At 65.0% G+C, this 23417-nt stretch carries 20 protein-coding genes and 1 riboswitch; of the genes, 10 read left to right on the forward strand and 10 right to left on the reverse strand.

The features are described 5' to 3' along the window. Positions 1 to 31 precede the first annotated feature (31 nt). Entirely contained in the window at positions 32 to 1483 is a 1452-nt protein-coding gene (gene gnd / locus AC5WEY_RS15295; RefSeq protein ID WP_495646458.1) for an NADP-dependent phosphogluconate dehydrogenase, read from the forward strand. A 70-nt stretch (positions 1484 to 1553) separates the two neighbouring features. On the opposite strand, the gene AC5WEY_RS15300 is transcribed toward gnd, so the two are convergent. Further along, positions 1554 to 2015, reverse strand: a complete 462-nt coding sequence (locus AC5WEY_RS15300; RefSeq protein ID WP_235581807.1) for a DUF4262 domain-containing protein — start codon at positions 2013 to 2015, stop codon at positions 1554 to 1556. A 228-nt stretch (positions 2016 to 2243) separates the two neighbouring features. On the opposite strand from AC5WEY_RS15300, the gene AC5WEY_RS15305 reads away from it, so the two are divergent. The 9 genes from AC5WEY_RS15305 to AC5WEY_RS15345 all read left to right on the forward strand — a co-directional run bounded on the left by AC5WEY_RS15305 (position 2244) and on the right by AC5WEY_RS15345 (position 14698). Then, the gene (locus tag AC5WEY_RS15305; protein ID WP_235581808.1) at positions 2244 to 3488 is read left to right on the forward strand and encodes a DEAD/DEAH box helicase; all 1245 of its coding nucleotides are present in this window, start codon (positions 2244 to 2246) and stop codon (positions 3486 to 3488) included. Continuing rightward, a complete protein-coding gene (locus tag AC5WEY_RS15310) occupies positions 3485 to 4384 on the forward strand; it encodes a DMT family transporter (RefSeq protein ID WP_495646459.1) in 900 nt (299 codons plus the stop codon). Before AC5WEY_RS15305 ends, AC5WEY_RS15310 begins: the two co-directional genes overlap by 4 nt. An 11-nt stretch (positions 4385 to 4395) precedes the next feature. Beyond that, complete coding sequence (gene guaB1, locus AC5WEY_RS15315; RefSeq protein WP_495646460.1) at positions 4396 to 5832, forward strand: GMP reductase; 1437 nt, start codon at positions 4396 to 4398, stop codon at positions 5830 to 5832. 343 nt (positions 5833 to 6175) lie between these two features. Next, the gene (locus AC5WEY_RS15320) at positions 6176 to 7555 is read left to right on the forward strand and encodes a hemolysin family protein (RefSeq protein ID WP_057479393.1); all 1380 of its coding nucleotides are present in this window, start codon (positions 6176 to 6178) and stop codon (positions 7553 to 7555) included. Beyond that, entirely contained in the window at positions 7548 to 8669 is a 1122-nt protein-coding gene (locus AC5WEY_RS15325; protein ID WP_057479394.1) for a hemolysin family protein, read from the forward strand. The genes AC5WEY_RS15320 and AC5WEY_RS15325 overlap by 8 nt, the downstream gene beginning before the upstream one ends. Further along, positions 8670 to 9584, forward strand: coding sequence for a 3-methyladenine DNA glycosylase (locus tag AC5WEY_RS15330; protein ID WP_495646461.1), 915 nt, complete (start codon positions 8670 to 8672; stop codon positions 9582 to 9584). It abuts the gene before it with no gap. Positions 9585 to 9648: 64 nt separating this feature from the next. Continuing rightward, positions 9649 to 11823, forward strand: a complete 2175-nt coding sequence (locus AC5WEY_RS15335) for a malate synthase G (protein WP_495646462.1) — start codon at positions 9649 to 9651, stop codon at positions 11821 to 11823. Positions 11824 to 11890: 67 nt separating this feature from the next. Further along, positions 11891 to 13555 carry a substrate-binding domain-containing protein gene (locus AC5WEY_RS15340; RefSeq protein ID WP_495646463.1) on the forward strand — a complete coding sequence of 555 codons (1665 nt, stop codon included), beginning with the start codon at positions 11891 to 11893 and terminating at the stop codon, positions 13553 to 13555. Positions 13556 to 13558: 3 nt separating this feature from the next. Next, positions 13559 to 14698, forward strand: a complete 1140-nt coding sequence (locus AC5WEY_RS15345; protein WP_495646464.1) for a metallophosphoesterase — start codon at positions 13559 to 13561, stop codon at positions 14696 to 14698. A 60-nt stretch (positions 14699 to 14758) separates the two neighbouring features. Here the strand turns inward: AC5WEY_RS15345 and gcvP are convergent, their stop codons facing one another. From gcvP to AC5WEY_RS15390, 9 genes are all read right to left on the reverse strand, one after another. Then, positions 14759 to 17611: an aminomethyl-transferring glycine dehydrogenase gene (gcvP, locus tag AC5WEY_RS15350; RefSeq protein WP_495646465.1), complete on the reverse strand. Its 2853-nt coding sequence runs from the start codon at positions 17609 to 17611 to the stop codon at positions 14759 to 14761. 194 nt (positions 17612 to 17805) lie between these two features. Next, a riboswitch (glycine riboswitch) is annotated at positions 17806 to 17903 on the reverse strand. A 12-nt stretch (positions 17904 to 17915) separates the two neighbouring features. Further along, positions 17916 to 18455 (reverse strand): MerR family transcriptional regulator, encoded by a 540-nt coding sequence (locus tag AC5WEY_RS15355; protein ID WP_157226114.1) that lies wholly within the window; start codon positions 18453 to 18455, stop codon positions 17916 to 17918. A 412-nt stretch (positions 18456 to 18867) separates the two neighbouring features. Then, positions 18868 to 19341: a bifunctional nuclease family protein gene (locus tag AC5WEY_RS15360; RefSeq protein WP_032377953.1), complete on the reverse strand. Its 474-nt coding sequence runs from the start codon at positions 19339 to 19341 to the stop codon at positions 18868 to 18870. Positions 19342 to 19438: 97 nt separating this feature from the next. Next, on the reverse strand, positions 19439 to 20176 hold the full coding sequence (ftsR, locus tag AC5WEY_RS15365; RefSeq protein WP_032377954.1) for a transcriptional regulator FtsR: 738 nt from the start codon (positions 20174 to 20176) through the stop codon (positions 19439 to 19441). Beyond that, on the reverse strand, positions 20173 to 20670 hold the full coding sequence (odhI, locus tag AC5WEY_RS15370; protein WP_057479400.1) for an oxoglutarate dehydrogenase inhibitor Odhl: 498 nt from the start codon (positions 20668 to 20670) through the stop codon (positions 20173 to 20175). The genes ftsR and odhI overlap by 4 nt, the downstream gene beginning before the upstream one ends. Before the next feature lie 212 nt (positions 20671 to 20882). Then, positions 20883 to 21287, reverse strand: a complete 405-nt coding sequence (gene gcvH / locus AC5WEY_RS15375; protein WP_057479540.1) for a glycine cleavage system protein GcvH — start codon at positions 21285 to 21287, stop codon at positions 20883 to 20885. A 40-nt stretch (positions 21288 to 21327) separates the two neighbouring features. Beyond that, positions 21328 to 22077 carry a DUF881 domain-containing protein gene (locus tag AC5WEY_RS15380; protein WP_495646466.1) on the reverse strand — a complete coding sequence of 250 codons (750 nt, stop codon included), beginning with the start codon at positions 22075 to 22077 and terminating at the stop codon, positions 21328 to 21330. A 3-nt stretch (positions 22078 to 22080) separates the two neighbouring features. Beyond that, the gene (locus AC5WEY_RS15385) at positions 22081 to 22524 is read right to left on the reverse strand and encodes a small basic family protein (protein ID WP_495646467.1); all 444 of its coding nucleotides are present in this window, start codon (positions 22522 to 22524) and stop codon (positions 22081 to 22083) included. Then, on the reverse strand, positions 22521 to 23417 hold the full coding sequence (locus tag AC5WEY_RS15390; protein WP_495646468.1) for a DUF881 domain-containing protein: 897 nt from the start codon (positions 23415 to 23417) through the stop codon (positions 22521 to 22523). The genes AC5WEY_RS15385 and AC5WEY_RS15390 overlap by 4 nt, the downstream gene beginning before the upstream one ends.

Raw genomic sequence — 23417 nt, forward strand, 5'->3', positions numbered from 1 at the left:
GCGACGCCGCTCGGCAGGGAAAGCTGTCTGTATGACCTCAGCAGCAGAACCGACAGAACTGGCTCAGATCGGAGTCACCGGACTCGCCGTCATGGGCTCCAACATCGCACGCAACTTCGCTCATCACGGGCACACCGTCGCGTTGCACAACCGCAGTGTCGCCAAGACCGATGCGTTGATCGCCGAGCACGGCAGCGAGGGAAACTTCATCCGTACCGAGACCATCGAGGAGTTCGTCGCTGCGCTCGCGAAGCCGCGCCGGGTCCTCATCATGGTCAAGGCGGGCGACCCGACGGACGCTGTGATCGAGGAACTCGCGGGCGCGATGGAAGAGGGCGACATCATCATCGATGGCGGCAACGCGCTCTACACCGACACCATCCGTCGTGAAGCTGCCATGAAGGAACGCGGCCTGCTCTTCGTCGGTGCCGGAATCTCCGGAGGCGAGGAGGGCGCACTCAACGGCCCGTCGATCATGCCGGGCGGCCCGGCCGAGTCCTACAAGGCGCTCGGTCCGCTGCTCGAGTCCATTGCCGCACAGGTGGACGGCACGCCGTGCTGCACTCACATCGGACCCGACGGCTCCGGCCACTTCGTGAAAATGGTGCACAACGGAATCGAATACGCCGATATGCAGCTCATCGGCGAGGCGTACAACCTGTTCCGCGACGCCCTCGGTTACACCCCGGCGCAGGTCGCCGACGTCTTCACCGAGTGGAACGACGGCGATTTGGAGAGCTATCTGGTGGAGATCACCGCCGAGGTGCTGCGCCAGGTCGACGCCAAGACAGGTCAGCCGTTGGTGGACGTGATCGTCGACGCCGCAGAGCAGAAGGGCACCGGCCGCTGGACTGTCAAGGCCGCGCTCGATCTGGGTGTTCCCGTTACCGGTATCGCCGAAGCAGTCTTCGCCCGGGCGCTGTCGGGATCGCGGGCGCAGCGCAAGGCGGCCGTTGGCCTGGCCTCGGGTGCGCTTGCCGACAAGCCCACCGACGCGGAGCAGTTCACCCACGACATCAGCCGGGCGCTGTACGCGTCGAAGATTGTCGCGTACGCACAGGGCTTCGACCAGATTGCTGCGGGCAGCGCCGAATACGACTGGAATCTGCATCCCGGCGACCTGGCCACGATCTGGCGAGGCGGATGCATCATTCGCGCGCGGTTCCTCAACCGCATCAAGGACGCATACGACGACAACGCCGAACTGCCGAGTTTGATCCTGGCACCGTATTTCCGTGACGCCATCGAGAAGGCTATCGACAGCTGGCGTCGCGTTGTCATCACCGCGGCCTCATTGGGCATTCCAGTCCCTGCATTCGCGTCCTCGCTCTCGTACTACGACGCTCTGCGGGCAGAGCGTCTGCCCGCGGCATTGACTCAGGGGCAGCGAGACTTCTTCGGAGCGCACACCTACGAGCGAACCGACTCGGAAGGAAAGTTCCACACCCTGTGGAGTGGCGACCGCTCCGAGATCGAGGCCTGACAGCAATCTCGTCCACGCCGGTGGCGCTGCGTGCATCACGCAGCGCCACCGGCGTCTTTCCGGGGTCCAGTCAGAGTGGGACGGGCCCGAAGACCGGCTGCACCACCGTCGACGGAATGCCCTCCCAGGGCAGAAAACCGTCGAGGTCCTTCCACACTGCTTGAACGGCGCCGAAGCACCCCTTGCCGTACACATCCGAGGCCGAATACAGAATGTCGGCACAATCCGGTACATCGATGGTGAACAGCTCGAACCCTGCTGCAGTGCAGCCGATTCCGGATTCGAGCTCCAGCATCCCCGTGGCGACCGAAGTGCCGAGCGCGTTGAGAATTCTGGAGGATTCGCCTGGCCCACGCCCTGTCATGACGATCTCAGGACTACCGAAACCGGTGAGCCCGACGGTATAACAGAACGCCGGATGGATACCGTCCCGATCGACTTCCGATTCGACGTACTGCAATGCCCACCCGAATGTGTCGATGGTGCGCTTCAGATCCCGGATGTACTCGTCGAGACTCAGCCCCTGGCACATCTTGCACATAGCTCCCCCAACTCGGCATGCAATCGCCCCCTCGGCGATCGCGGTCTCGAACGCCTTCGAACGTGCGTTCCATTCCGATTATTGCGCTGGGGACCGACAAGAAGATTCCTGCGCGATCGACGCGGCGGTAAGGTCACACCCATGCCAGGTCAATCCGCTTCATCGTTCGCAGACCTGGGGCTCCCGGTGGTTCTTGTTCATTCACTGAAGAATGCGGGCGTGTCCAACCCCTTCCCGATCCAGATTGCTACCGTCCCCGACGCCCTTGCCGGCCGGGACGTACTGGGCCGTGCCCCTACCGGGTCGGGAAAGACGCTGGCGTTCGGACTTCCACTGCTCGTGCGGCTGGCGGGTCGTCGAAGCGAGCCGGCCGCACCGCGCGGGCTCGTGCTCGCTCCGACCCGCGAACTGGCGCTCCAGATCCACGAAGTTCTCGACCTTCACGGTGCCACGTTCGGACTGCGCACCGTCGGTGTCGTGGGCGGTGTCCCACTCGAACGAAATGTTCGCGAGATACAGCGCGGTGTCGACATAGTGGTTGCCACCCCCGGTCGTCTCAACGACCTGCTGGAGCGACGTTCCATCGCGCTGAATCGCGTCGAGACGACCGTGATCGACGAAGCGGACCGCATGGTGGACATGGGGTTTCTGCCCCAGATCGAATCACTTCTGGCCGCGACGCCGCCCGACGGCCAGCGGTTGTTGTTCTCGGCCACCCTCGACCAGGACACCGACCGCCTGGTCGAGAGGTTCATGCACGATCCGGCAAAGCACTCGACCGCCGAATCGGTGAGCGTGCCCGACATTGCGCACTACGTGTTCGAGGTCGATGCCACGCGCAAGACAGAAGTAGCTGCCGCGCTTGCCAACAGAGACGGACGAACGCTGCTGTTCGTCCGCACCACCCACGCGGTCGATCGACTCACCGACGAGTGTCGCCGACTCGGCGTACCCGTATCGTCGTTGCACGGCAACAAGACTCAGGCGCATCGCACGCGTTCGCTCGCCGCCTTCGCGGACGGCAGCTCGGGTGCGCTGATCGCAACCGACGTCGCCGCCCGCGGTGTTCACGTCGACGACGTCACACTGGTGGTGCACGTCGATCCGCCGATGGATTCCAAGGACTACGTGCACCGTGCAGGCCGAACCGCCCGGGCCGGGGCCAGCGGAACCGTCGTGACCTTGGCGACCGGCGATCAGTTGGCGGGGGTACGAGCCATGGCGGACGAAGCGGGGGTATCCGCCACCGTCGTCGATACCGAGGCGGATCCCGTCTCGTGGCGGCGAATGACCGGTGCCCGAGCCCCCATCGGCAGACCACTGCCGAATCCGGCCGACACCTCGGCATCCGCCCGTGGCGATCTGCCGGAGCGAGGGGCACGGCGGGGCGCTGCACCCTCGCGGCACGAACGACGGGGCCGAACCGGTGGCAGTCGGGGCACCGGGCGAGGACGACGCGGGTGACCTCGCCCTGGTTGTCGGTCGCACTCGCTCTGATTTCGGCATTCCTGTTCGCGTGCGCTGCGGTGGCGCAGCAGAGCGCCGCTGCGTCCGTTCCCGAGGGAACATCGCTGGTATCGGCCCTCGTCCGTAGCCCCCGATGGTGGATGGGTGTCGTCGGAGACGGGGGTGGTTATGCGGTACAGATTGCGGCCCTCTGGGTCGGTTCGGTCCTGGTCGTGCAGCCGCTGCTCGTCACTGCCCTGCTGTTCGCATTACCGATGTCGGCGAAATTCGCGCGCCGCTCGCTGCCTGGGTCGACCTGGGCACTCGCGCTTCTGCTCGCCGCCGCGCTCGCGGTCTTCATCGTGGTGGGAGACCCGAGCGAGGGAACCGCCGACGCTCCACTCGCAGCGTGGATCGTGCCTCTGATCGTCGCCGCTGTCGTGATCGGCGGCGCGGCAGTCGGCGGTCTGGTGCTGGCCTCCCCCGGCCTGCGGGCCCTGCTTCTCGGAGCTGCGGGAGGTCTGTTGTTCGGACTCGCTGCAGCCCTCACCAAATTCGTGACCGATCTCGTCGACGCCGATCCACTTGCAGCACTGACGGCCTGGCAGACCTACACCTTGATCGGATCGGGCATTCTCGGCTTCTACCTCCAGCAGCGCGCGTTCCAGGTGGGTCCGCTGTCTGCGTCCATGCCGGCCGTCACGATCTGCGAACCACTCGGTGCAGCGTTCATCGGAGTGACGGTCCTGGACGAGAGAATCAGAACCGAGGGCGCAGCCCTGGCGACGATCGTGGTGGCGGTCGCCGTCATGGTCGTCACCACTGTGCTCCTGTCGCGCACTCAGGCTGCGAACACTGCCGATTCGACGGTTCCGGACCGGGCGTCGAACACAGGAAGTTCATCCGACCGGTAGTCTCGATCAACGTGCAGTTCCTCGATGGTCACCAGCCGCCCTACGATCTCACCTACGACGATGTCTTCCTCGTCCCCAATCGAACCGATGTCACCTCGCGTTTCGACGTCGACCTGAGCACGGTGGACGGCTCGGGAACGACCATCCCGATCGTTGTGTCGAACATGACGGCAGTATCGGGTCGGCGGATGGCCGAGACCGTCGCCCGCCGCGGTGCCATCGCCGTCATCCCGCAGGACTTGCCGACCGAGGCCGTCGCCGACACCGTCGCATTCGTCAAGAGCCGTGACCTGATCGCCGATACACCGGTCGTACTCGGGCCCAACGCGTCCGTGTCCGACGCTTTGGCGCTGGTACACAAACGAGCTCACGGATCGGTCGTGATCGTCGAACACGGCAAGCCCATCGGAGTAGTCACCGAGAGCGCGTGCGCCGACGTCGACCGATTCGCCCGGCTCAGTTCCGTGGCGTCTGCCGACTTCGTTCGCGTTCCCCGCCATGCGTCGCCCCAGGAAGTGTTCGAGAAGATCGAGGCGGCCCATGCTCACCTCGCGGTCGTCGTGGAGGACGACGGTTCGCTGGCGGGTGTCGTGACGAGAACCGGCGCGGTTCGGACGGGCATCTATGCCCCTGCCGTGGACGCGTCGGGGCGCCTGCGGATCGCCGCGGCGGTCGGCATCAACGGCAATGTCGCGGAGAAAGCGACCGCCTTGGTCGAGGCCGGTGCCGATGTTCTGGTGATGGACACGGCCCACGGACACCAGGAGAAGATGCTCGACGCTCTTGCTGCTGTACGCGCTCTCGATCTCGGAGTGCCCCTCGCTGCCGGCAACGTCGTCTCTGCGCAAGGCACTCGCGATCTGGTTCGGGCCGGCGCGGACATCGTCAAGGTGGGCGTCGGTCCAGGCGCAATGTGTACGACACGCATGATGACCGGTGTCGGACGCCCCCAGTTCTCCGCTGTGGCCGACTGTTCCGCCGCGGCAGCCGAACTCGGTGCCTCGGTGTGGGCCGACGGCGGCGTGCGCCACCCGCGTGACGTTGCCCTCGCCTTGGCCGCAGGTGCCGCGAACGTCATGATCGGCTCGTGGTTCGCCGGAACCTACGAGTCCCCCGGCGACCTCCGAGTGGACGCGGCGGGCAACCGCTACAAGGAGAGCTTCGGCATGGCCTCCAAGCGGGCCGTTGCCGCACGTACCGCCACTGACGGCGCATTCGATCGGGCCCGCAAGGCCTTGTTCGAGGAGGGCATTTCCAGTTCTCGGATGCGCCTGGATCCCGACAGCCCCGGCGTCGAAGATCTGATAGATCACATCTGTGCCGGAGTTCGGAGCACCTGCACCTATGCAGGGGCCCGCAGTCTGCCGGAGTTGGCGCAGCGCGCAGTCCTGGGAGTTCAGTCCGCGGCCGGATTCGCCGAGGGGCGCCCCCTGCCGTCCGGATGGTGACCGTCGTTCACGGTTAGACTCACCAACAGCAAACAGAGTTGTCCGCGCTCGCTGCGCGCCCGAGGCCGATCATTCGTGCTTGGGGTGCCGCCGAACGTAGATCCCGCACGGGTGGGGTCACAGCGCGGACCATACAGAAGGGAATCAGGTGCCCGAGGCACCCACTATTTCGGTTGCCGGTCCGGCAACTGCAGAGCAGCACGACGAGAGTTCCACTTCGGAGGGATCCTCTATCGAGCCGGGAGAGAAACCCGGCGACACCGATTTCGGCATCCGCGCGCAGTCCGGCGGCGCAATGCTCTTGTCCCAGCTTCGGCGGCCCCGGCTCGGACGGGGTTGAGACGTGGCGACCCTTCTCACCATCGTCAGCCTTCTCGGCTTCGTTGCCTTGACGGCGGGAACCGCGTTGTTCGTTGCGGCCGAGTTCTCCCTCACTGCGTTGGAACGCAGTGCGGTCGAGTCTCAGGCCGAGAACGGCGACATGCGCTCGCGTCAGGTTCTGCACGCGCACAAGACTTTGTCCTTCCAGTTATCCGGTGCCCAGCTGGGCATCACCATCACCACTCTGATCACCGGTTATCTAGCAGAACCCGTGCTGGCCGGCTTCATCCGGCCGCTGGCCGATGCCCTGGGCGCGTCCGAGACGCTCGCGTCGGGCATCTCACTCGCCGTGGCACTGATTCTGGCCACCTCGTTCTCCATGATCTTCGGTGAGCTCGTCCCGAAGAACATTGCCATCGCGAAACCGATGTCGACGGCCCGCGTCACCGCAGGTGCGATGGCCGGGTTCTCACTGATCTTCAAGTGGGCGATCAACGGGCTCAACGGCTCCGCCAACTGGCTCGTTCGACGGCTCGGTATCGAGCCGGCCGAGGAACTCAGATCGGCGCGATCGCCACAGGAACTGGGTTCGCTCGTACGCACGTCCGCACAACAGGGTTCGATCGACGAGAACACGGCTCGACTGGTCGACCGGTCGTTGCAGTTCGGCGATCGAACGGCCGAGGAGCTGATGACACCGCGAGTCAAGATCGAGACGCTCGCCACCGACTCCACCGTGGCCGATTTGATCGAAACTGCTTCGCGCACCGGCTTTTCCCGTTTCCCGGTGGTCGATGGCGATCTGGACGACACCGTCGGCGTCGTCCACATCAAGCACGCGTTCACCGTCGCAGCGTCGCTCCGTCGTTCGACGACCGTCGAGTCCCTGGCACGTGATGTTCCCGTCGTACCGTCGAGCCTAGACGGCGACGCGGTGATGGAACGGGTGCGGGCCGACGGTATGCAGGTGGCTCTCGTCGTCGACGAGTACGGCGGTACCGCAGGCATGGTGACGATGGAAGATCTGATCGAGGAGATCGTCGGTGACGTGCGCGACGAACACGACGAGCCTGAACTCGATGTCTCGCGTTCCGGCGAGGGCTGGGACTGCGCCGGCCTACTACGCATCGACGAAGTCGCGTCGGCTACGGGCTATTCCGCGCCGGAGGGCGAGTACGAAACCATCGGTGGTCTGGTTCTGTCCGAGTTGGCCCGTATCCCGACCGAGGGGGACGCAGTGCTTCTGCCCCCGCCGTCGAGCGAAGATCCGCTCGACGGAGACGGCGGCTGGGTGGCACGGGTGATCCGCATGGACGGTCGTCGGATCGATCGGGTGTTGCTCATGCCCGTCGACGCCGCAACGGTGGCTCGAATGAGATCGGCGGGAGAGATCGATGGGTGACCTGTTCGGAGTCGGTCTCGCCGTTCTTTTGCTGGCCGGCAATGCATTCTTCGTCGGAGCCGAGTTCGCGTTGATCTCCGCTCGGCGCGACCGACTCGAAGCACTGCTCGCGCAGGGAAAGAAGCGCGCACAGAGCGTCATCGAGGCCGGTCAGAATCTGTCGCAGATGCTCGCCGCTGCTCAGCTCGGCATCACGATCTGCTCGATTCTCCTGGGCCGGGTGGCCGAGCCGGCGGTGGCGCACCTGATCGAGGTCCCGCTCGATGCCGTCGGAATCCCCGAGTCGTTCCTGCACCCGATCGCCTTTGCCATCGCGTTGACGCTGGTGGTCGTATTGCACATCCTGGTCGGCGAGATGGTTCCCAAGAACATCGCGATCGCGGGTCCGGAGAGCACCGCCATGATTCTGGTGCCGATCCACCTGGTGTTCATCAAGGTCGCGCTGCCGCTGATCTCGTTCTACAACCTGTGCGCCAACCTGACGCTCCGGATGCTGCGTATCGAGCCCAAGGACGAGCTGAGTTCTTCGGTCTCGGCGGTGGAGTTGTCGCAGATGATCGGCGAATCACGTTCCGAGGGATTGATAGACGCCGAGGAGCACCGCAGACTGCGGCAGGCACTGGAGACGTCCGGTCGGACGGTCGGCGAGGTGTTGATCCCTTCTCACCAGGTTCGCAGCATCGAGTTGTCCGGGCCCGATCACACCCTCGGACCGACACTGGGCTCTGTCGAACGCGCCGTCATCGAGACCGGCTTCTCGCGCTACCCGGTCCGCGATGCGGCCGGCGCGCTGGTCGGCTACCTGCACCTCAAGGACGTTCTCGACGACATGGCCGACGAATCGGCCGGACCGGACACGGTCATCCCGCGAAGCGACGTTCGGGCACTGCCCGTCGTCTCCATCGACACGGTGCTCGACGATGCACTGACCAAGTTGCGACGCGCCAGCAGCCACCTCGGAGCCGTGCACGACGCGACGGGGGCCACTGTCGGGATCGTCGCACTGGAAGACTTGGTCGAGGAGTTCGTCGGTACCGTTCGAGACGGCACGCACCGCGTCGCCGGTCCTCGGCCGGGTCAATCTGCATCGAGCACTCCCCCGCGGAACGCGTAGATGTCCGGCCCGGCGTCGCTGACCGAAGCGGAGTGGACCACCCGACGAGCCGCGCACACGGCGCGGGTCGAGCACCTCGTCGGTGATTATCTGACCGACCGAGGACATGGCAACACCCACCCGGTGCTGGATTTCCTGTTCACGTATTACAGTCACCGACCTGGTCAACTGCGCCGGTGGAATCCGGGTCACGGCATCGCGCTGACCGGCGACCGTGCATGCGAGTACGCCGAGTTCGCGTCCTACGAACAGGTGCAGACCGATCGGGGCGTCGGTTACCGGGTGCGGTCCGATCTCGTCGAGCGCCGCCGCGCCAGTATCGAATTCATCCTGGGACTGCTGACCGCCACCGCCGAGCGAGCACCCATGCTCGGCTGCTTCGGCCTGCATGAGTGGGCGATGGTCTACCGCGGAGGAATCTCGGCGCAGCGGCACGAGCAGGTGCCACTGCGCCTCGGCCGTGACGGGACCGATGCTGTGGTCGATTCGATGTCGTTACGGTGCACCCACTACGACGCCTTCCGGTTCTTCACCCCCGACGCCGCACCGCGCAACGCTGTGACGCTTTCCGCGGAATCGCGCCTGGGGTCCGAGCAGCCCGGGTGCATTCATGCCTCCATGGATTTGTACAAGTGGTGCTACAAGCTGGGGCCATTGATCCATTCGGAGTTTCTGACCGACTGTTTCGAGCTGGCGCTGCACGCGCGCACGATCGATATGCGGGCCAGCCCCTACGACCTGAGCGACTACGACCTCGAGCCCATACGGATCGAGACCGCGGCCGGGCGAGCAGAATATGTGCGCGCGCAGGGGGAACTGTCGACCGAAGCGGCACCACTGCGCTCGGCGTTGATGGCTCGGTGCCAGAATTTACTGATCGGCGGCGAGTTCGGTGACGGACTTACTGCCGAGTAACATCGACATCGTTGTCGTGGGGACACCGTCATCGGTGTCCGAGACCGGAAAGAGTGAGGAATTCATGACCGATCGTGTGCAGGCTGGTGGACTTCAGGTCGCCAAGGTCCTATTCGATTTCGTCGAGAAGGAGGCGCTGCCAGGTACCGATGTAGATTCCGACGCCTTCTGGGCCGGTGCCGCGTCGTTGATCGCCGATCTCGCTCCCAAGAACAAGTCTCTGCTGGCCGTCCGCGACGAGATCCAGGGCAAGGTCGACGCCTGGCACGGCGAGCACGCGGGTCCGAACTACGACCGTGCCGCATACAAGGCCTTCCTGAAAGAGATCGGCTACCTGCTGGACGAGCCGGCCGACTTCCAGATCACCACGGCAGGTGTGGACACCGAGATCACGACCACAGCCGGTCCGCAGCTCGTGGTGCCGGTGCTCAATGCCCGGTTCGCGATCAACGCGTCCAACGCACGGTGGGGCTCGCTGTACGACGCCCTCTACGGAACCGATGCCATCCCCGAGGCCGACGGCGCCGAGAAGGGATCGAGCTACAACAAGGTCCGCGGCGACAAGGTGATCGCGTTTGCTCGTGACTTCCTGGACGAGGCGCTGCCCTTGAGCTCCGGCTCGCACGTCGGCACCACCGGCTATGTAGTCGACGCCGCATCGTTGACGGTCACACTGGCCGACGGCAGCACGGTGGGCCTGAAGGAGCCGGCACAGCTGCTGGGGTACCAGGGCGCACCGGACGCGCCGACGGCAATCCTGTTCGTGCACAACGGTTTGCATTTCGAGATCCAGATCGATGCCGAGAGCCCGATCGGCAAGACCGACGGCGCAGGCGTCAAGGACGTCCTGCTCGAGTCTGCTGTCACCACCATCATGGACTTCGAGGATTCGGTCGCGGCAGTCGATGCGGACGACAAGGTTCTCGGTTACCGCAACTGGCTCGGTCTGATGAAGGGCGATCTCACCGAAGAGGTCTCCAAGGGCGGCAAGACATTCACTCGCGCGCTGAACAAGGACCGTACCTACACCTCGGTCGACGGTTCCGAACTGACGCTGCACGGTCGCTCGCTGTTGTTCGTCCGCAACGTCGGTCATCTGATGACGTCCGACGCGATCCTCGACGCCGACGGTAACGAGGTCCCCGAGGGCATTCTCGATGCCCTCTTCACCTCGCTCGCAGGTCTGCATTCGTTGACCGCGGACAACGTCCTGTCCAACTCGCGGACCGGTTCGCTCTATATCGTCAAGCCGAAGATGCACGGACCGGACGAGGTCGCCTTCACCGCCGAACTGTTCGGCCGCGTCGAGCAGGTGCTGGGGCTCCCGACCAACACGCTCAAGGTCGGAATCATGGACGAGGAACGCCGCACGACGGTCAACCTGAAGGCATGCATCCAGGCAGCGTCCGAGCGCGTCGTGTTCATCAACACCGGATTCCTCGACCGCACCGGCGACGAGATCCACACCTCGATGGAGGCAGGGCCTGTCGTCCGCAAGGGTGCGATGAAGGGCGAGAAGTGGATCGCCGCGTACGAGGACTTCAATGTCGACACCGGGCTGGCCGCGGGCCTCGAAGGCAAGGCGCAGATCGGTAAGGGCATGTGGGCCATGCCGGATCTGATGCACGACATGCTCGAGCAGAAGATCGGTCACCCCAAAGCCGGGGCCAACACCGCGTGGGTTCCCTCACCCACGGCCGCGACGCTGCACGCCTTGCACTATCACAAGGTCGATGTGTTCGCCCGCCAGCACGAGATCGCTCAGGCCAAGCGCGCCACGGTCGACGACATTCTCGAAATTCCTCTGGCTCCGTCCACGGACTGGACCGACGAAGAGAAGCAGAACGAACTCGACAACAACTCGCAGTCGATTCTGGGCTACGTCGTGCGGTGGATCGACCACGGCGTCGGGTGCTCCAAGGTTCCCGACATCAACGACATCGCACTCATGGAAGACCGTGCGACGCTTCGTATTTCGAGCCAGTTCATCGCGAACTGGCTGCGCCACGGCGTCGTCACCGAAGACCAGGTGCGCGAGTCGTTGAAGCGGATGGCCCCGGTGGTGGACCGTCAGAACGAATCGGATCCGACGTACAAGCCGTTGGCTCCCGACTTCGACACCAACATCGCCTTCCAGGCTGCCAGTGACCTGATCTTCCAGGGCACCAGCCAGCCCAACGGCTACACCGAGCCGATCCTGCACCGCCGCCGACGGGAGTACAAGGCCGTCAACGCCTGACGGACTTGTCGACCTCGTGGGTGAACATCGGAACGCAGGGCGCGGTCGGTCCATAGCCGCGGGACCCGTGATCGTCGTGATCACGATCGCGGTGGTCGTCGCGGCCGTGTTCGGATGGTTTCAGCTGCGAGATCGGATTTCCGATCAAGGTGTCGAAGCTGCGAGCCAGTGTGTGGAGGGATCGGCGGTGCTCACTGTGGCCGCCGATCCCGACATATCCGGGCCCGTCGAACAGTTGGCCGAGCGGTTCGACGCCACCGCTCCGGTGGTACGGGATCACTGTGTGACAGTGCAGGTTCGAGCCACGGCTTCGGACGTGGTGCGGTCGGCTCTGAATGCCGGTATCGACTCCTGGGATGCCGGTGCACTCGGCGACCGACCGGGCCTGTGGATACCTCAGTCCACGGCCGACGTCGAGGCCGTGACCGCGCGCGGATCCATCGACGGCACTCCACGGTCGCTGGCGTCGAGCCCGGTGGTACTCGCGGCCCCGACCGCCATAGCCGACGCCGTCACTGCTGCGGGCTCGAGCTGGGCCGACCTGGTCCGGCTGCAACGTGACCCACAAGCTCTCGGATTGGGTGAATGGGGCGGGCTCCGTCTCGCTGTCCCGACGGGTTCCGACACCGGTGCCACCACTCTCGCGGTAGCTGCGATCGCAGCCGGTGTCCGGGGCGACCCGACCACGCCGCTGACCGTCGAGCAGGTCTCGTCGAGAGAGCTGGTGTCGGCGATGTCGGAGCTGGCGTTCACCGATACGAACACCGCCGCGCTGTCCACGTCCACGACGTACGACGCCTTGGCGAGCCTTGAGAACGAAGCAGGCCCTCAGGCCCCTGTTCATGCGGTTCCGGTGACGGAACAGCAACTGGCGTCGACCGATTCGTCCACACTGACCGCGGTACGACCGCAAGGTCCGACGCCCGTCGCCGATCATCCGGCCGTCGTCCTCACCGGTGACGAGACGTCCACTCGAGCGGCTGCGACGTTCGTCGAGTTCATGCGGCAGGCGGAAGGCGCGCAGACACTTCGAGACGCCGGGTTCGACGTCGACGAGGCAGAGAACGCAGGGGTCGTCGCCCCACCATCGGGACCGGTCGCCGATGCACTGCTCGCTGTTCTGCGCAATCCCGTCGTACCGCGACGCGCCACCGTTCTGCTCGACGTGTCCGAGTCGATGGGCACCACCGAAGGCGGGGCGACGAGACTGCAGAACACCGTTCGCGCTCTGGGTGAGCAGTTCGAGCGCGTTCCCGACTCCACCGAGCTGGGATTGTGGAGCTTCAGCGAGAATTTGAACAACTCGCTGCCCTTCCGAGTGGATGTTCCGACCGGACCGATGACGGTTACGGTCGGAACGACTCCCAGACGCGCTGCACTCGAGGCCGCCGCGACGGCATTGACTCCGTCTACCGGGTCGTTCACGTATGCGTCCGTAGGGGTCGCATATCTCGATGCCGTGGCCGGGTACGTTCCTGGCCGCGTCAACTCCGTCGTACTGATCACCGACGGTGAAGACGACTCGACCTTGTCCCTGGAAGAGTTGCTCACCGACCTGACCACAGCGGCCGACCCGGCGCGTCCGGTGGCGGTGAACATCGTGCGCATCGGAGACAACCCCGATACCTCCGCGTTCGACGACATCGCGGCCCGGACCGGCGGCACCGTGGAAGCGGTACCGACATCGGATTCACCAGACCTTATCGATCGACTCGGAAAGTTGCTGTACTAGAACATGTCTCGCATAATTTTTGTCGGCGTCTTCTTACTACTCGTCACTCTGTTTTTGCACTGGCGATTTCTCTCCGTCACCAGGATGCCGACACGCCCCAAACTGGCTGTCGATGCCGTGCTGGTGCTCTTGTGGCTCTGTGCGGTGGTCGGCTTCGGCAGCGGCGTCGCATTCGATCCGTCCTGGGCACGGGGCCCCGCGTTCGTCGGCCTCAGTTGGCTCGCCGTCGTGCTGTACCTGTTCCTGGGAACGGTGCTGGTGGCCGTGGTCTGCACGATCATGAGAGTGGTGTTCGCCGCGAGGCATCGTGATTCGTCCGCTGCTCGACTGCGTGTATCGAGGATCGGCTCGGCGGCGGTGGCACTCGTCAGCGTGGTCACAGTGGGGTACGGACTCGTCGAGGCGGCAACTCCCCGAGTGACGAACACCGACGTCGCACTCGACCGGCTTCCGATCGAATTCGAGGGCGTCCGCGTGGCATTGGTGTCGGACCTTCATGCCGGTCCCTCCCGCGGCGCGGATTTCGTGCGCAAGGTCGTCGATTCGGTCAATGCCCAGAATCCTGATGTCGTGCTGCTCGACGGCGATCTCATCGACGGAACAGTTGCTCTGGTAGGAGAGGATCTCGAGCCGCTACGCGACCTCGACGCGCCGTTGGGCGTGTTCGCCGTCAGTGGCAATCACGAGTTCTACGCGGGAGACGGCGGCGAATGGCTCGACTTCTGGTCCACGCTCGGTATCGACGTGCTGCGAAACGAACGCACGACCATCACTCGGGGCGACGCGGCACTCGATATCGCCGGGATCAACGACGCCACGGCACCAGCTCCGTACGAACCCGACCTCGCCGCGGCATTGGAAGGGATCGATCCCGATCGATTCGTTCTACTGATGGCACATCAGCCGAAGCAAGCGGTGGAGGCATCGGACTTCGGAGTCGACATGCAGGTGTCCGGGCACACGCACGGTGGCCAGATATGGCCGATCCGCTATCTGGTGCCGCTACAGCAGCCCAGTGTCGAAGGGCTGGACACGATCGGCAACACCACGCTGTACACCACCCGCGGTGCGGGCGCGTGGGGTCCACCGGTGCGGGTGGCCGCCCCGCCCGAGATCGCGATGCTCGAGCTCACGCGGGGCTGAGGCCTCCGACGCGAATACGACAGAGCCCGCCACGTCGATGCGGCGGGCTCTGCATTCGGCTCAGGCGAACGCCTCGATCGGCGGGCACGAGCACACCAGATTGCGGTCGCCGTGCGCGCCGTCGATGCGTCGCACCGCCGGCCACACCTTCGGACGGTCGTACCCCGCCGGGTAGACCGCCAACTCCCGTGAATACGGGTGGTCCCAGTCTGCGACCAGACACTGCGCAGTGTGGGGCGCTCCTCGAAGCGGGTTGTCGTCCACGGTCCATTCCCCGGATCCGACGCGATCGATCTCGCCTCGGATCGCGATCATCGCATCGCAGAACGCGTCGATCTCCAGGAGGTTTTCGCTCTCGGTGGGTTCCACCATCAGGGTTCCCGGAACCGGGAAGCTCATCGTCGGTGCGTGGAATCCGTAGTCGGCCAGTCTCTTCGCAACATCGTCGACGGTGACGCCTGTGTCCTTCGTCAGACCTCGAAGATCGAGAATGCACTCGTGGGCAACCATCCCGTTGTCACCGGTGTACAGAACCGGGAAGTACTCGTCGAGGCGGCGAGCGATGTAGTTGGCCGAGGCGATCGCCGTCAGCGTTGCCTGCCGGAGTCCAGTCGCGCCCATCATGGCGATGTACGCCCATGTGATCGTCAGGATCGACGCGCTGCCGTACGGGGCTCCGGACACCGTCGGTCCCGAACCGAGCTGCGGGGCCAACGGGTGGCCCGGCAAGTGGGGCTGCAGGTGCGATCGAACACCGATGGGTCCGACTCCCGGACCGCCGCCACCGTGCGGGATGCAGAACGTCTTGTGCAGGTTCAGATGGCTGACGTCGCCACCGAATCGGCCGGGACGCGCGAGTCCGACAAGTGCGTTGAGATTGGCACCGTCGACGTACACCTGACCGCCGGCGTCGTGCACCGCCGCACAGATCTCGGAGATCTCGTGCTCGTAGACGCCGTGCGTGGACGGGTACGTGATCATGATTGCGGCGAGCGTGTCGGCGTGCTCGGTGATCTTGGCGCGCAGGTCGTCGACATCGACATCGCCGTTGGGGCGGCAGGCAACGACCACTACGCGCATGCCCACCATCACGGCCGACGCCGCGTTGGTGCCGTGGGCGCTCGACGGGATCAGACACACGACACGCTCGGCGTCGCCGTTGGCGAGGTGGTACCGACGAATGGCGAGCAGCCCCGCGTACTCGCCCTGACTTCCCGCATTCGGCTGCAGACTCACGGCGTCGTAGCCGGTGATGTCGACGAGCCACCGTTCGAGGTCGTCGATCACGCGCAACAGTCCGGGCACGTCCGAAGACGGAGCGAAGGGGTGCTGGCGGGCGAACTGCGGCCAGGTGATCGATTCCATCTCCGCGGTGGCGTTCAGCTTCATCGTGCACGAGCCCAGCGGGATCATGCTTCGGTCGAGGGCAATGTCCTTGTCGGACAGTGCGCGCAGGTATCGAAGCATTGCCGTCTCGGTGCGGTACCGAGTGAAGGCGGGATGCGTGAGGTAGTCCGACGTGCGAGCCATGCTCGCCGGCACCGATTCAGCCGCCGTGCCGGCGGGCTCGGCACCGAACGCAGCGAGCACGCCCACGATCGTGTCGGGCGATGTCGCTTCGTCGCACGCGACGGCAACGTGATCGGCATCGACCAGTCGCACATTGATCCCGCGCTGCTTGGCATCGTCGGTGACGGCCTGCGCTCGACCTGGAATCGCCGCGAGGACGGTATCGAAAAAGTCGGTGTGCACCACCTGAATGCCGGCCTGCTGCAGGCCGGCAGCCAGGGCTCGAACGTGCCCGTTGACCCGAGTTGCTATGGCGCGCAATCCGTCTGCGCCGTGGTAACTGGCGTACATTGCGGCGACGATGGCCAGCAAAACCTGAGCGGTACAGATGTTCGACGTCGCCTTCTCGCGGCGGATGTGTTGCTCACGGGTCTGCAGCGCCAATCGGTAGGCCCGGTGGCCGTCCGCGTCGAGCGACACACCGACGAGTCGCCCGGGGAGCTGACGAGAATGACCGGAACGCACCGCCAGGTACCCGGCGTGCGGACCGCCGTATCCCATCGGAACCCCGAACCTCTGGGTGGTGCCGAAGCAGACGTCTGCGCCGATCTCACCGGGCGGAGTCACCACGGTGGCCGCCAGCAAGTCGACGCCGACGGCAACCAACGCACCCCGCTCGTGCGCCGCCTCGATGGTGGCCGTGTGGTCGACCAGTCGGCCGGACGCACCGGGCAGCTGCGTCAACACCCCGAAGAACTCTCCGTCCGGCAGGCCGTCGGCGAGATCGGCGTACACCAGCTCGATGCCCAGCGGCTCGGCGCGAGTGGCGAGAACAGCAGCCGTCTGCGGGAAGATGTCGGAATCGACGAGCAGCCGAGGCGACTTCGACGCTCTGTTCGCGCGTCGCATCAGTGTCATGGATTCGGCTGCCGCAGTGGACTCGTCGAGCATCGACGCATTGGCCACATCCATGCCCGTGAGATCGGAGACCATGGTCTGGAAGTTCAGCAACGCCTCGAGCCGGCCCTGGCTGATTTCGGGTTGGTACGGCGTGTACGCGGTGTACCAGGCCGGGTTCTCCAAGATCCCTCGGGTCAGCACCGGCGGAGTGAGTGTGTCGTAGTAGCCGAGACCGATCATCGACGTCGCGACGGTGTTCTGCCCGGCGAGGTCCGCCAACGCAGCCAACACCTCGTGCTCACTCAGCGCCGGCGGGAGGGTCGCCAATCCGTCGGGCACGCCGTCGACCACGGTGTCGAGGATCGAGGACGGCACTGCTTTACGGGCCAGCTCATCGAGGTTGTCGACACCGATGGTGTGGAGGATACGAACCAGTTCGGCGGAGTCGGGCCCGATGTGCCGATCGACGAAAGTATGCGCGGACGAGACAGTTCGGTCGGTCACGATGTTCTCCCAGGTGCCGGAAAGACGAGGCGTCGGACGACCGAGGCATACGCGCCGGCCGCTCCTCCCCCTCTGTCGTGTGCTCGCTGACGCGTGCGCCTGAGAGATTCGGTCGAACACGGCGCGTCATGTCGACGGCACCGGCACCTTTCCCCTTGGGCGGGTGGGTACTCCCACCACTTTCCAGAGTTGTCGAAGCCCACACGGTCCGTGTGCCTGAGAGATTGACGGGGAGGTATTGCTCCTTCGGCGTCCGAGACTGGATGCCTCGGAACTCTCCCGCACGGGCGCGACGAAACTCAGTCTAGCCGGTCTTGCGACTCGCGCGATTCTTGCGACGCGAGGCCAGCTCGTCTTCGGGACTCGGCTGGCTTTCACCACCATCGGCTCGTTCGGCCGGAAAGTCCGCGATGGTGCCTGTGAGCTCACGCATCGCGCCGTTCACGGCAATACCGAACACGCCCTGACCGCCCTGCAGCAGGTCGACCACCTCTTCGGCGGACGTGCACTCGTACACGGTCGTGCCATCCGAGAACAGGGTGATATTGGCGAGATCGCCCACCCCGCGCTGGCGTAGGTGATCGACGGCGACACGGATGTTCTGCAACGAGATACCGGTATCGAGCAGGCGCTTGACGATCTTCAGAACCAACATGTCCTTGAAGGAGTACAGCCGCTGACTGCCCGAGCCCGCTGCGCCGCGAATGGACGGGACGACCAGTCCGGTACGCGCCCAGTAATCGAGCTGACGGTAGGTGATGCCGGCAATCTGGCAGGCACTGGGCACTCGGTAACCCACGAGTTCGTCCGGCACCGAATCGTCGGGAAACAATCCCGGCTGAATGTCCTGAGGTGTGTCGACCCGGACGTTCGACGCCTGGTCGGGGGTGTCGACCCGAGCATCGGAAGCGGACGCGTCCTCGGTCCGGCCTGCGGCGTCGGACTCTCGACTGCCGTGATGCTGCTGCGGCTGATCTCCCACTGACTGCTCCCTCTCGGATGTCTCACTGCGTTCGGATCGAGTCAGTACTGCGATCCGTCCGGGGCACCTGAACGCCTCGGTGTACTCGCGTGAAGTCATACCGTGTACCAGGCCAGAGTACGCCTCACCAGGCCTGCGAGAGGCGCGAAACTGCACCGAATCCGACCAGCGGCGGCGATGAACTTCACTGGCACGAACGTTATGGGGGCAATCGCGCAGATTCAACGCAACGCGCCGTAAACCTGAACCTAAAGTTGAGGTTGAGACTCTTCTGTTACCCGTCGGTGGCCTTGAAGTCGTCCGGCGACACCGATTCGAGGAACTCCTTGAACTTCTCGACCTCGTCCTCACGCTCGTCGGGCATGATCAAGCCGGCCTCGGCCAGCACCGGTTCCTCGGCGAAGATCGGCACCCCGGCTCGCAGTGCGATGGCGACGGAGTCCGACGGCCGAGCAGAAACCCGGACGTCTTTGTCGAACACGAGATCGGCGTAGAAGGTGCCCTCCTGAAGGTCCACGATGCGCACTTCCTTGAGCTCCCGGCCGAGTGCCGAGATCAAATTCTTGACGAGATCGTGGGTGAGCGGCCGGGCGGGCTGGACGCCTTGTTGCTCCAAAGCGATTGCAGCAGCCTCGGTTTGACCGATCCAGATCGGCAGGTACCTGTCACCGTCGGCCTCGCGCAGCAGCAGCACGGGCTGATTCTGCGGCTGTTCGACACGAATACCGACCACGCGCATCTCACTCATCGTGTCTGCCTCTCACCTCGAAAAATCCGGGCTGCACTTCGTTCGTTCAGCTCGTCGCAGCCGAGTCTATTGGAAGTCGAACGGACGCGAGCGAGCGTCACCGGTCGAGTGCACCGCGCACGGCCGCTTTGACCAAACAGGTGTGCAGCGTCAACGACAACGCCGCGAGCTCTCGAATCATTTCCTCGGCGCGATCACGCGCACCGGCGTCGCGACCCTTGGCCACCGGTCCGGCTATCTGTGCAACCAGACCGGCCTCGCGGTCCGCCGCTAGTTTGAAGGCACGCAGGTGTCGCACTTCGAGACCGAACTGCAACATCGCGTGTGCTGTGCGTGCGAGCGTCACGGCACCGTCGTCGTAGAAACCGGCCTGCCCGGGTGTGATCAACCCGCTCCGCAACAACTCGGTCAGGAACGCATCGTCGATACCGGCCTGCGCCAGAAGATCGGCCTTGCTGATCCGCACCTCGCGGTCCGGCAAGAACTCCTCGGGCGATACCTCGCCCGCGGCGAGGGTCAGAGAACGCGGTCGCTTGACCGACGCGTCGGCCCGCTCGACAGTCGCTACCCCGTGATCGATAGCTTCGAGCTGCTCCTTGATCACCTTCAGCGGCAGGTACTGATCACGCTGAGCAGTCAGTACGAATCGGAGCCGTTCGCAGTCTGCGATGGAGAACCGTCGGTACCCCGACGGAGTGCGTTCCGGAGAGATCAGACCCTCGGCTTCGAGGAATCTGATCTTCGAGATCGTCACATCCGGAAAGTCGGGCCGAAGTCGATCGAGGACGGAGCCAATCGACATCCCCCCGTTGGACTGCTGCCCGACGGCGGTCACTGGCTTCCTGCACCCGCAGACGTGTCGCCGACCTGAGATCCGTTGCCGCCTCGCGGTCCGGTCAGGAACACCAACCGGAACTTGCCGATCTGTACCTCGTCGCCGTTGGCCAGAACTGCGGAGTCGACCGGCTCCCGATTGACGTAGGTGCCGTTGAGGCTGCCGACGTCGACGACCTGGAAGTCGTCCTCGTCCTGCCGGAACTCGGCGTGCCGACGACTGACGGTGACGTCGTCCAGGAAGATGTCGCTGTCGGGATGCCGTCCGGCCGAGGTGGTCGGCTGGTCGAGCAGAAAGCGCGATCCGGCGTTGGGGCCGCGCTTGACGACGAGCAGAGCGGCACCGACAGGCAACCCCTCGACACCCGAGACCGGAGCTTCGGTGCTCTGGGCGGCCGCGGAGTTGTCCAGCTCCTGGAGGAAATCTGCGCGGAAGACCGAGGTGGTCTCGGCCGGCGACTCCCCGTAGTTGCTGTCGTTGTCGTTCTGGCTCACCGTTACTCCTTCTCAGTCCGTTCACCCGGGCAATGGACGCCGCGGGTAACGCAGTACATGGTCTTCACATCTGGTATTGCGTTGCGCCTGGTTCTATTTACGTCTGTACAGCTTGCTGGACTTCCGCCCCGACAGGGTATTCGCTCGGTGTCGACCGTACCCTGCGCAGTGTGGACCGCGTGGCCGGTTGGCAGGTGTCGACAGCCGGCCGATCACTCGACCGTGATGAGAGCATATCCGGCAGCATCGAGCATCTGCGCCAGTGCCGCGTCCAACTCCTCGGGCGATGAAACCTCCAGGTCGATCAGCCAGCCCCCGGTGTACGGTCCCGAGTTCACCTTCTCCGGTTCGCCGTCCAAATCCTGGTTCACGCCAATCACTTTCGCAGTCAGTGGGCTGAACACGTCGGACACACTCTTGGTCGATTCGACTTCTCCGAGAGACTCACCCGCAGTGACGGTGTCGCCGACAGCAGGAAGCTGAACGAACACCACGTCCCCCAGCTGGGACTGCGCGAAATCGGTGATACCGATTCGCACCGCCGCCGGACCCGTGCGCTGCACCCACTCGTGCTCGGGCGTGTAGTACAGATCAGCTGGTGTGTCGATGTCGCTCAACGCGGCATTCCCTTCGATCATGGCCCGGGCGGTCGGGCGGTCAGTTACCGGGCTGAGCGTATTGACGCGGGCGCGGATCCCGCAAGGCGGAGACCGTGACCTGGTCCGACTGCGCGATATTCGAGGACGCCCCGTTGCGAGTGACGGTGTCCACCACGCCCCCGGGGATGTTCAGCGCCGACTCCAGCGTGGGCGGGTCTCCGATTGCGGTGAACGTGTACGGGGCTCGCAGTTCGCGGCCGTCGACCACCACCCGACCGGCAGGCCCCGCGATCCACGTATCGACGCCGATCCGGACGGCACTACCGCCGCCTTCGATCTGGAGTGCCTCGGCACCGGCGGCACGCAACTCCTGCATCGCGTCGAGCAACACCTCGGACCCGACGCCCGAACTCGGGTCATCGATGACCAGGGTCACGCCGGGGCCCTGGGCGGCGACCGTACCGACTTGAATCGACAACGCGGACAATCGCTCCTGTGCTTCTGCCACTGCTGCCTGCGATCCGGAGCCCGACTGGCGCAGAGTCGCCAACGTGGCTTGCAGTGCGCTGATCTCGTCGCGAATCGACGCCTCGCGCCGCGTGAGGGTGTCCAGCACGACCAACAGATCCTCCGGCCGGGAGCTCTCCACATTGTCGGAGGTACTCGTCTCCCGCACCTGGGTGGCGATACCGATTCCCAGTACGCACAACAGGGCGAGCGCAAGAATGCCGAACGCCCTTCCGCGCCTACGTCGATCTGCATCCAGAGCTCGCGCGCGCCAACCGTGCCGCCCGGTCCGTGCCGTCATCTCCTACGCACCGAACAGACGGCGGCGCAGAGCCGCCGCGTTGCCGAAGATGCGAATTCCCAGCACGACGACGATGGCAGTGGACAGCTGCGTTCCCACCCCGAGCTGGTCACCGAGCCACACGATCAGGGCCGCAACCAGGACGTTGAACACGAACGAGACGACGAATACCTTGGCCTCGAAGATTCCGTCGAGAAACGCACGCAGACCACCGAATACCGCATCGATCGCAGCGACGACCGCGATCGGTAGATAGGGCGCGACTACCGCGGGCACCTGCGGTCCGGCAACCGTGCCGATGACCACTCCGACGATCAGGGCGACGAGCGCGGCGAGGGCGTATGCGCCGTGACCGGTGGTGATCGGCGATTCCAGGGCTGTGTCGGCAACTGTTGCCTCGCCGTCGTCCTCGGCCGGTACGGCCTTCGTCGGGTCGTGCTCGGTCATCGTGGAGCTACCTCCTCTGCCTGGAACGACTCTCTCACAGCGGCAGGACCCAATTCGAGATCGTCGGCCGGGCGCACCGAGAACCCGACACCGTACAGCTGCGCCACGGTGCTCATTCGGAGATACGCGTCGCTGACGACGAATTGGACTTGGATACGTTGCGGGGGGCCGATCGCCTGAATGTCGTACGGCGAGTCGATCGGGCGGTTGTCCAGCAACATGGCCCCGCCGGCCTGCCGGATGGTGACGTTCGGACCGACTCGAACGCCGTCCACCGATACCGCCTCTGCACCGCTGGCCCACAGCGAGTTGACGATTGCGGCGATATCTCGATCGAGCACTGCGGCGCCCGAGCCGGTACGAGCCCCCGGACCGCTCCCGCCTGTCGGCTCCGTGACGACGATGGACAGTCCCGGACCCGAGACCGTGTCGATACCCGCCGCGGATTCGACGGCACTCAATCGGTCCAGCAGTGCACTGCCCGCAGCGTCGGACTGCAGGGCTCGATCACGCTCGGTCGACACCTGCTGGGCCAGTTCGTCTCTCGTCGATTCCAGGTCGGCGCTTCGAGCCTGAGCGGCTCGGACGGCTGCGGACGCATCGGCACCTGCACGCTCGACCGCGGCAGCACCTGATGCCGACTGAGAAAGAGCGACTCCGCATATCAGACCGACCACAACGGCACCTGTCGTCAACCACAAGGCCGCAGGCACTCGCGGCCTTCGGGTGTGCCGCGCTGTGCGTTCGGCCGCCGCGGCGGCGTATCCCGGATCGAGGTGGTCGGTCAGCAACGAGGTCAGTAGCGACGGGACAGGATTTCGCCTGACCCTGACCCTGTCCCCCGGTCGTTCCGCAGGCTCCACTCCTGCCCCCGGTCGTTCCGCAGGCTCCAC

Source organism: Rhodococcoides sp. S146-33 (genome assembly GCF_059489205.1).

Coding starts and splice junctions, on each gene's coding strand:
- AC5WEY_RS15300 (WP_235581807.1), bottom strand. CDS start 2,015: ATGTGCCAGGGGCTGAGTCTCGACGAGTACATCCGGGATCTGAAGCGC.
- AC5WEY_RS15330 (WP_495646461.1), top strand. CDS start 8,670: ATGTCCGGCCCGGCGTCGCTGACCGAAGCGGAGTGGACCACCCGACGA.
- AC5WEY_RS15345 (WP_495646464.1), top strand. CDS start 13,559: ATGTCTCGCATAATTTTTGTCGGCGTCTTCTTACTACTCGTCACTCTG.
- AC5WEY_RS15325 (WP_057479394.1), top strand. CDS start 7,548: ATGGGTGACCTGTTCGGAGTCGGTCTCGCCGTTCTTTTGCTGGCCGGC.
- AC5WEY_RS15385 (WP_495646467.1), bottom strand. CDS start 22,524: ATGACCGAGCACGACCCGACGAAGGCCGTACCGGCCGAGGACGACGGC.
- AC5WEY_RS15380 (WP_495646466.1), bottom strand. CDS start 22,077: ATGACGGCACGGACCGGGCGGCACGGTTGGCGCGCGCGAGCTCTGGAT.
- AC5WEY_RS15335 (WP_495646462.1), top strand. CDS start 9,649: ATGACCGATCGTGTGCAGGCTGGTGGACTTCAGGTCGCCAAGGTCCTA.
- gnd (WP_495646458.1), top strand. CDS start 32: ATGACCTCAGCAGCAGAACCGACAGAACTGGCTCAGATCGGAGTCACC.
- AC5WEY_RS15360 (WP_032377953.1), bottom strand. CDS start 19,341: ATGAGTGAGATGCGCGTGGTCGGTATTCGTGTCGAACAGCCGCAGAAT.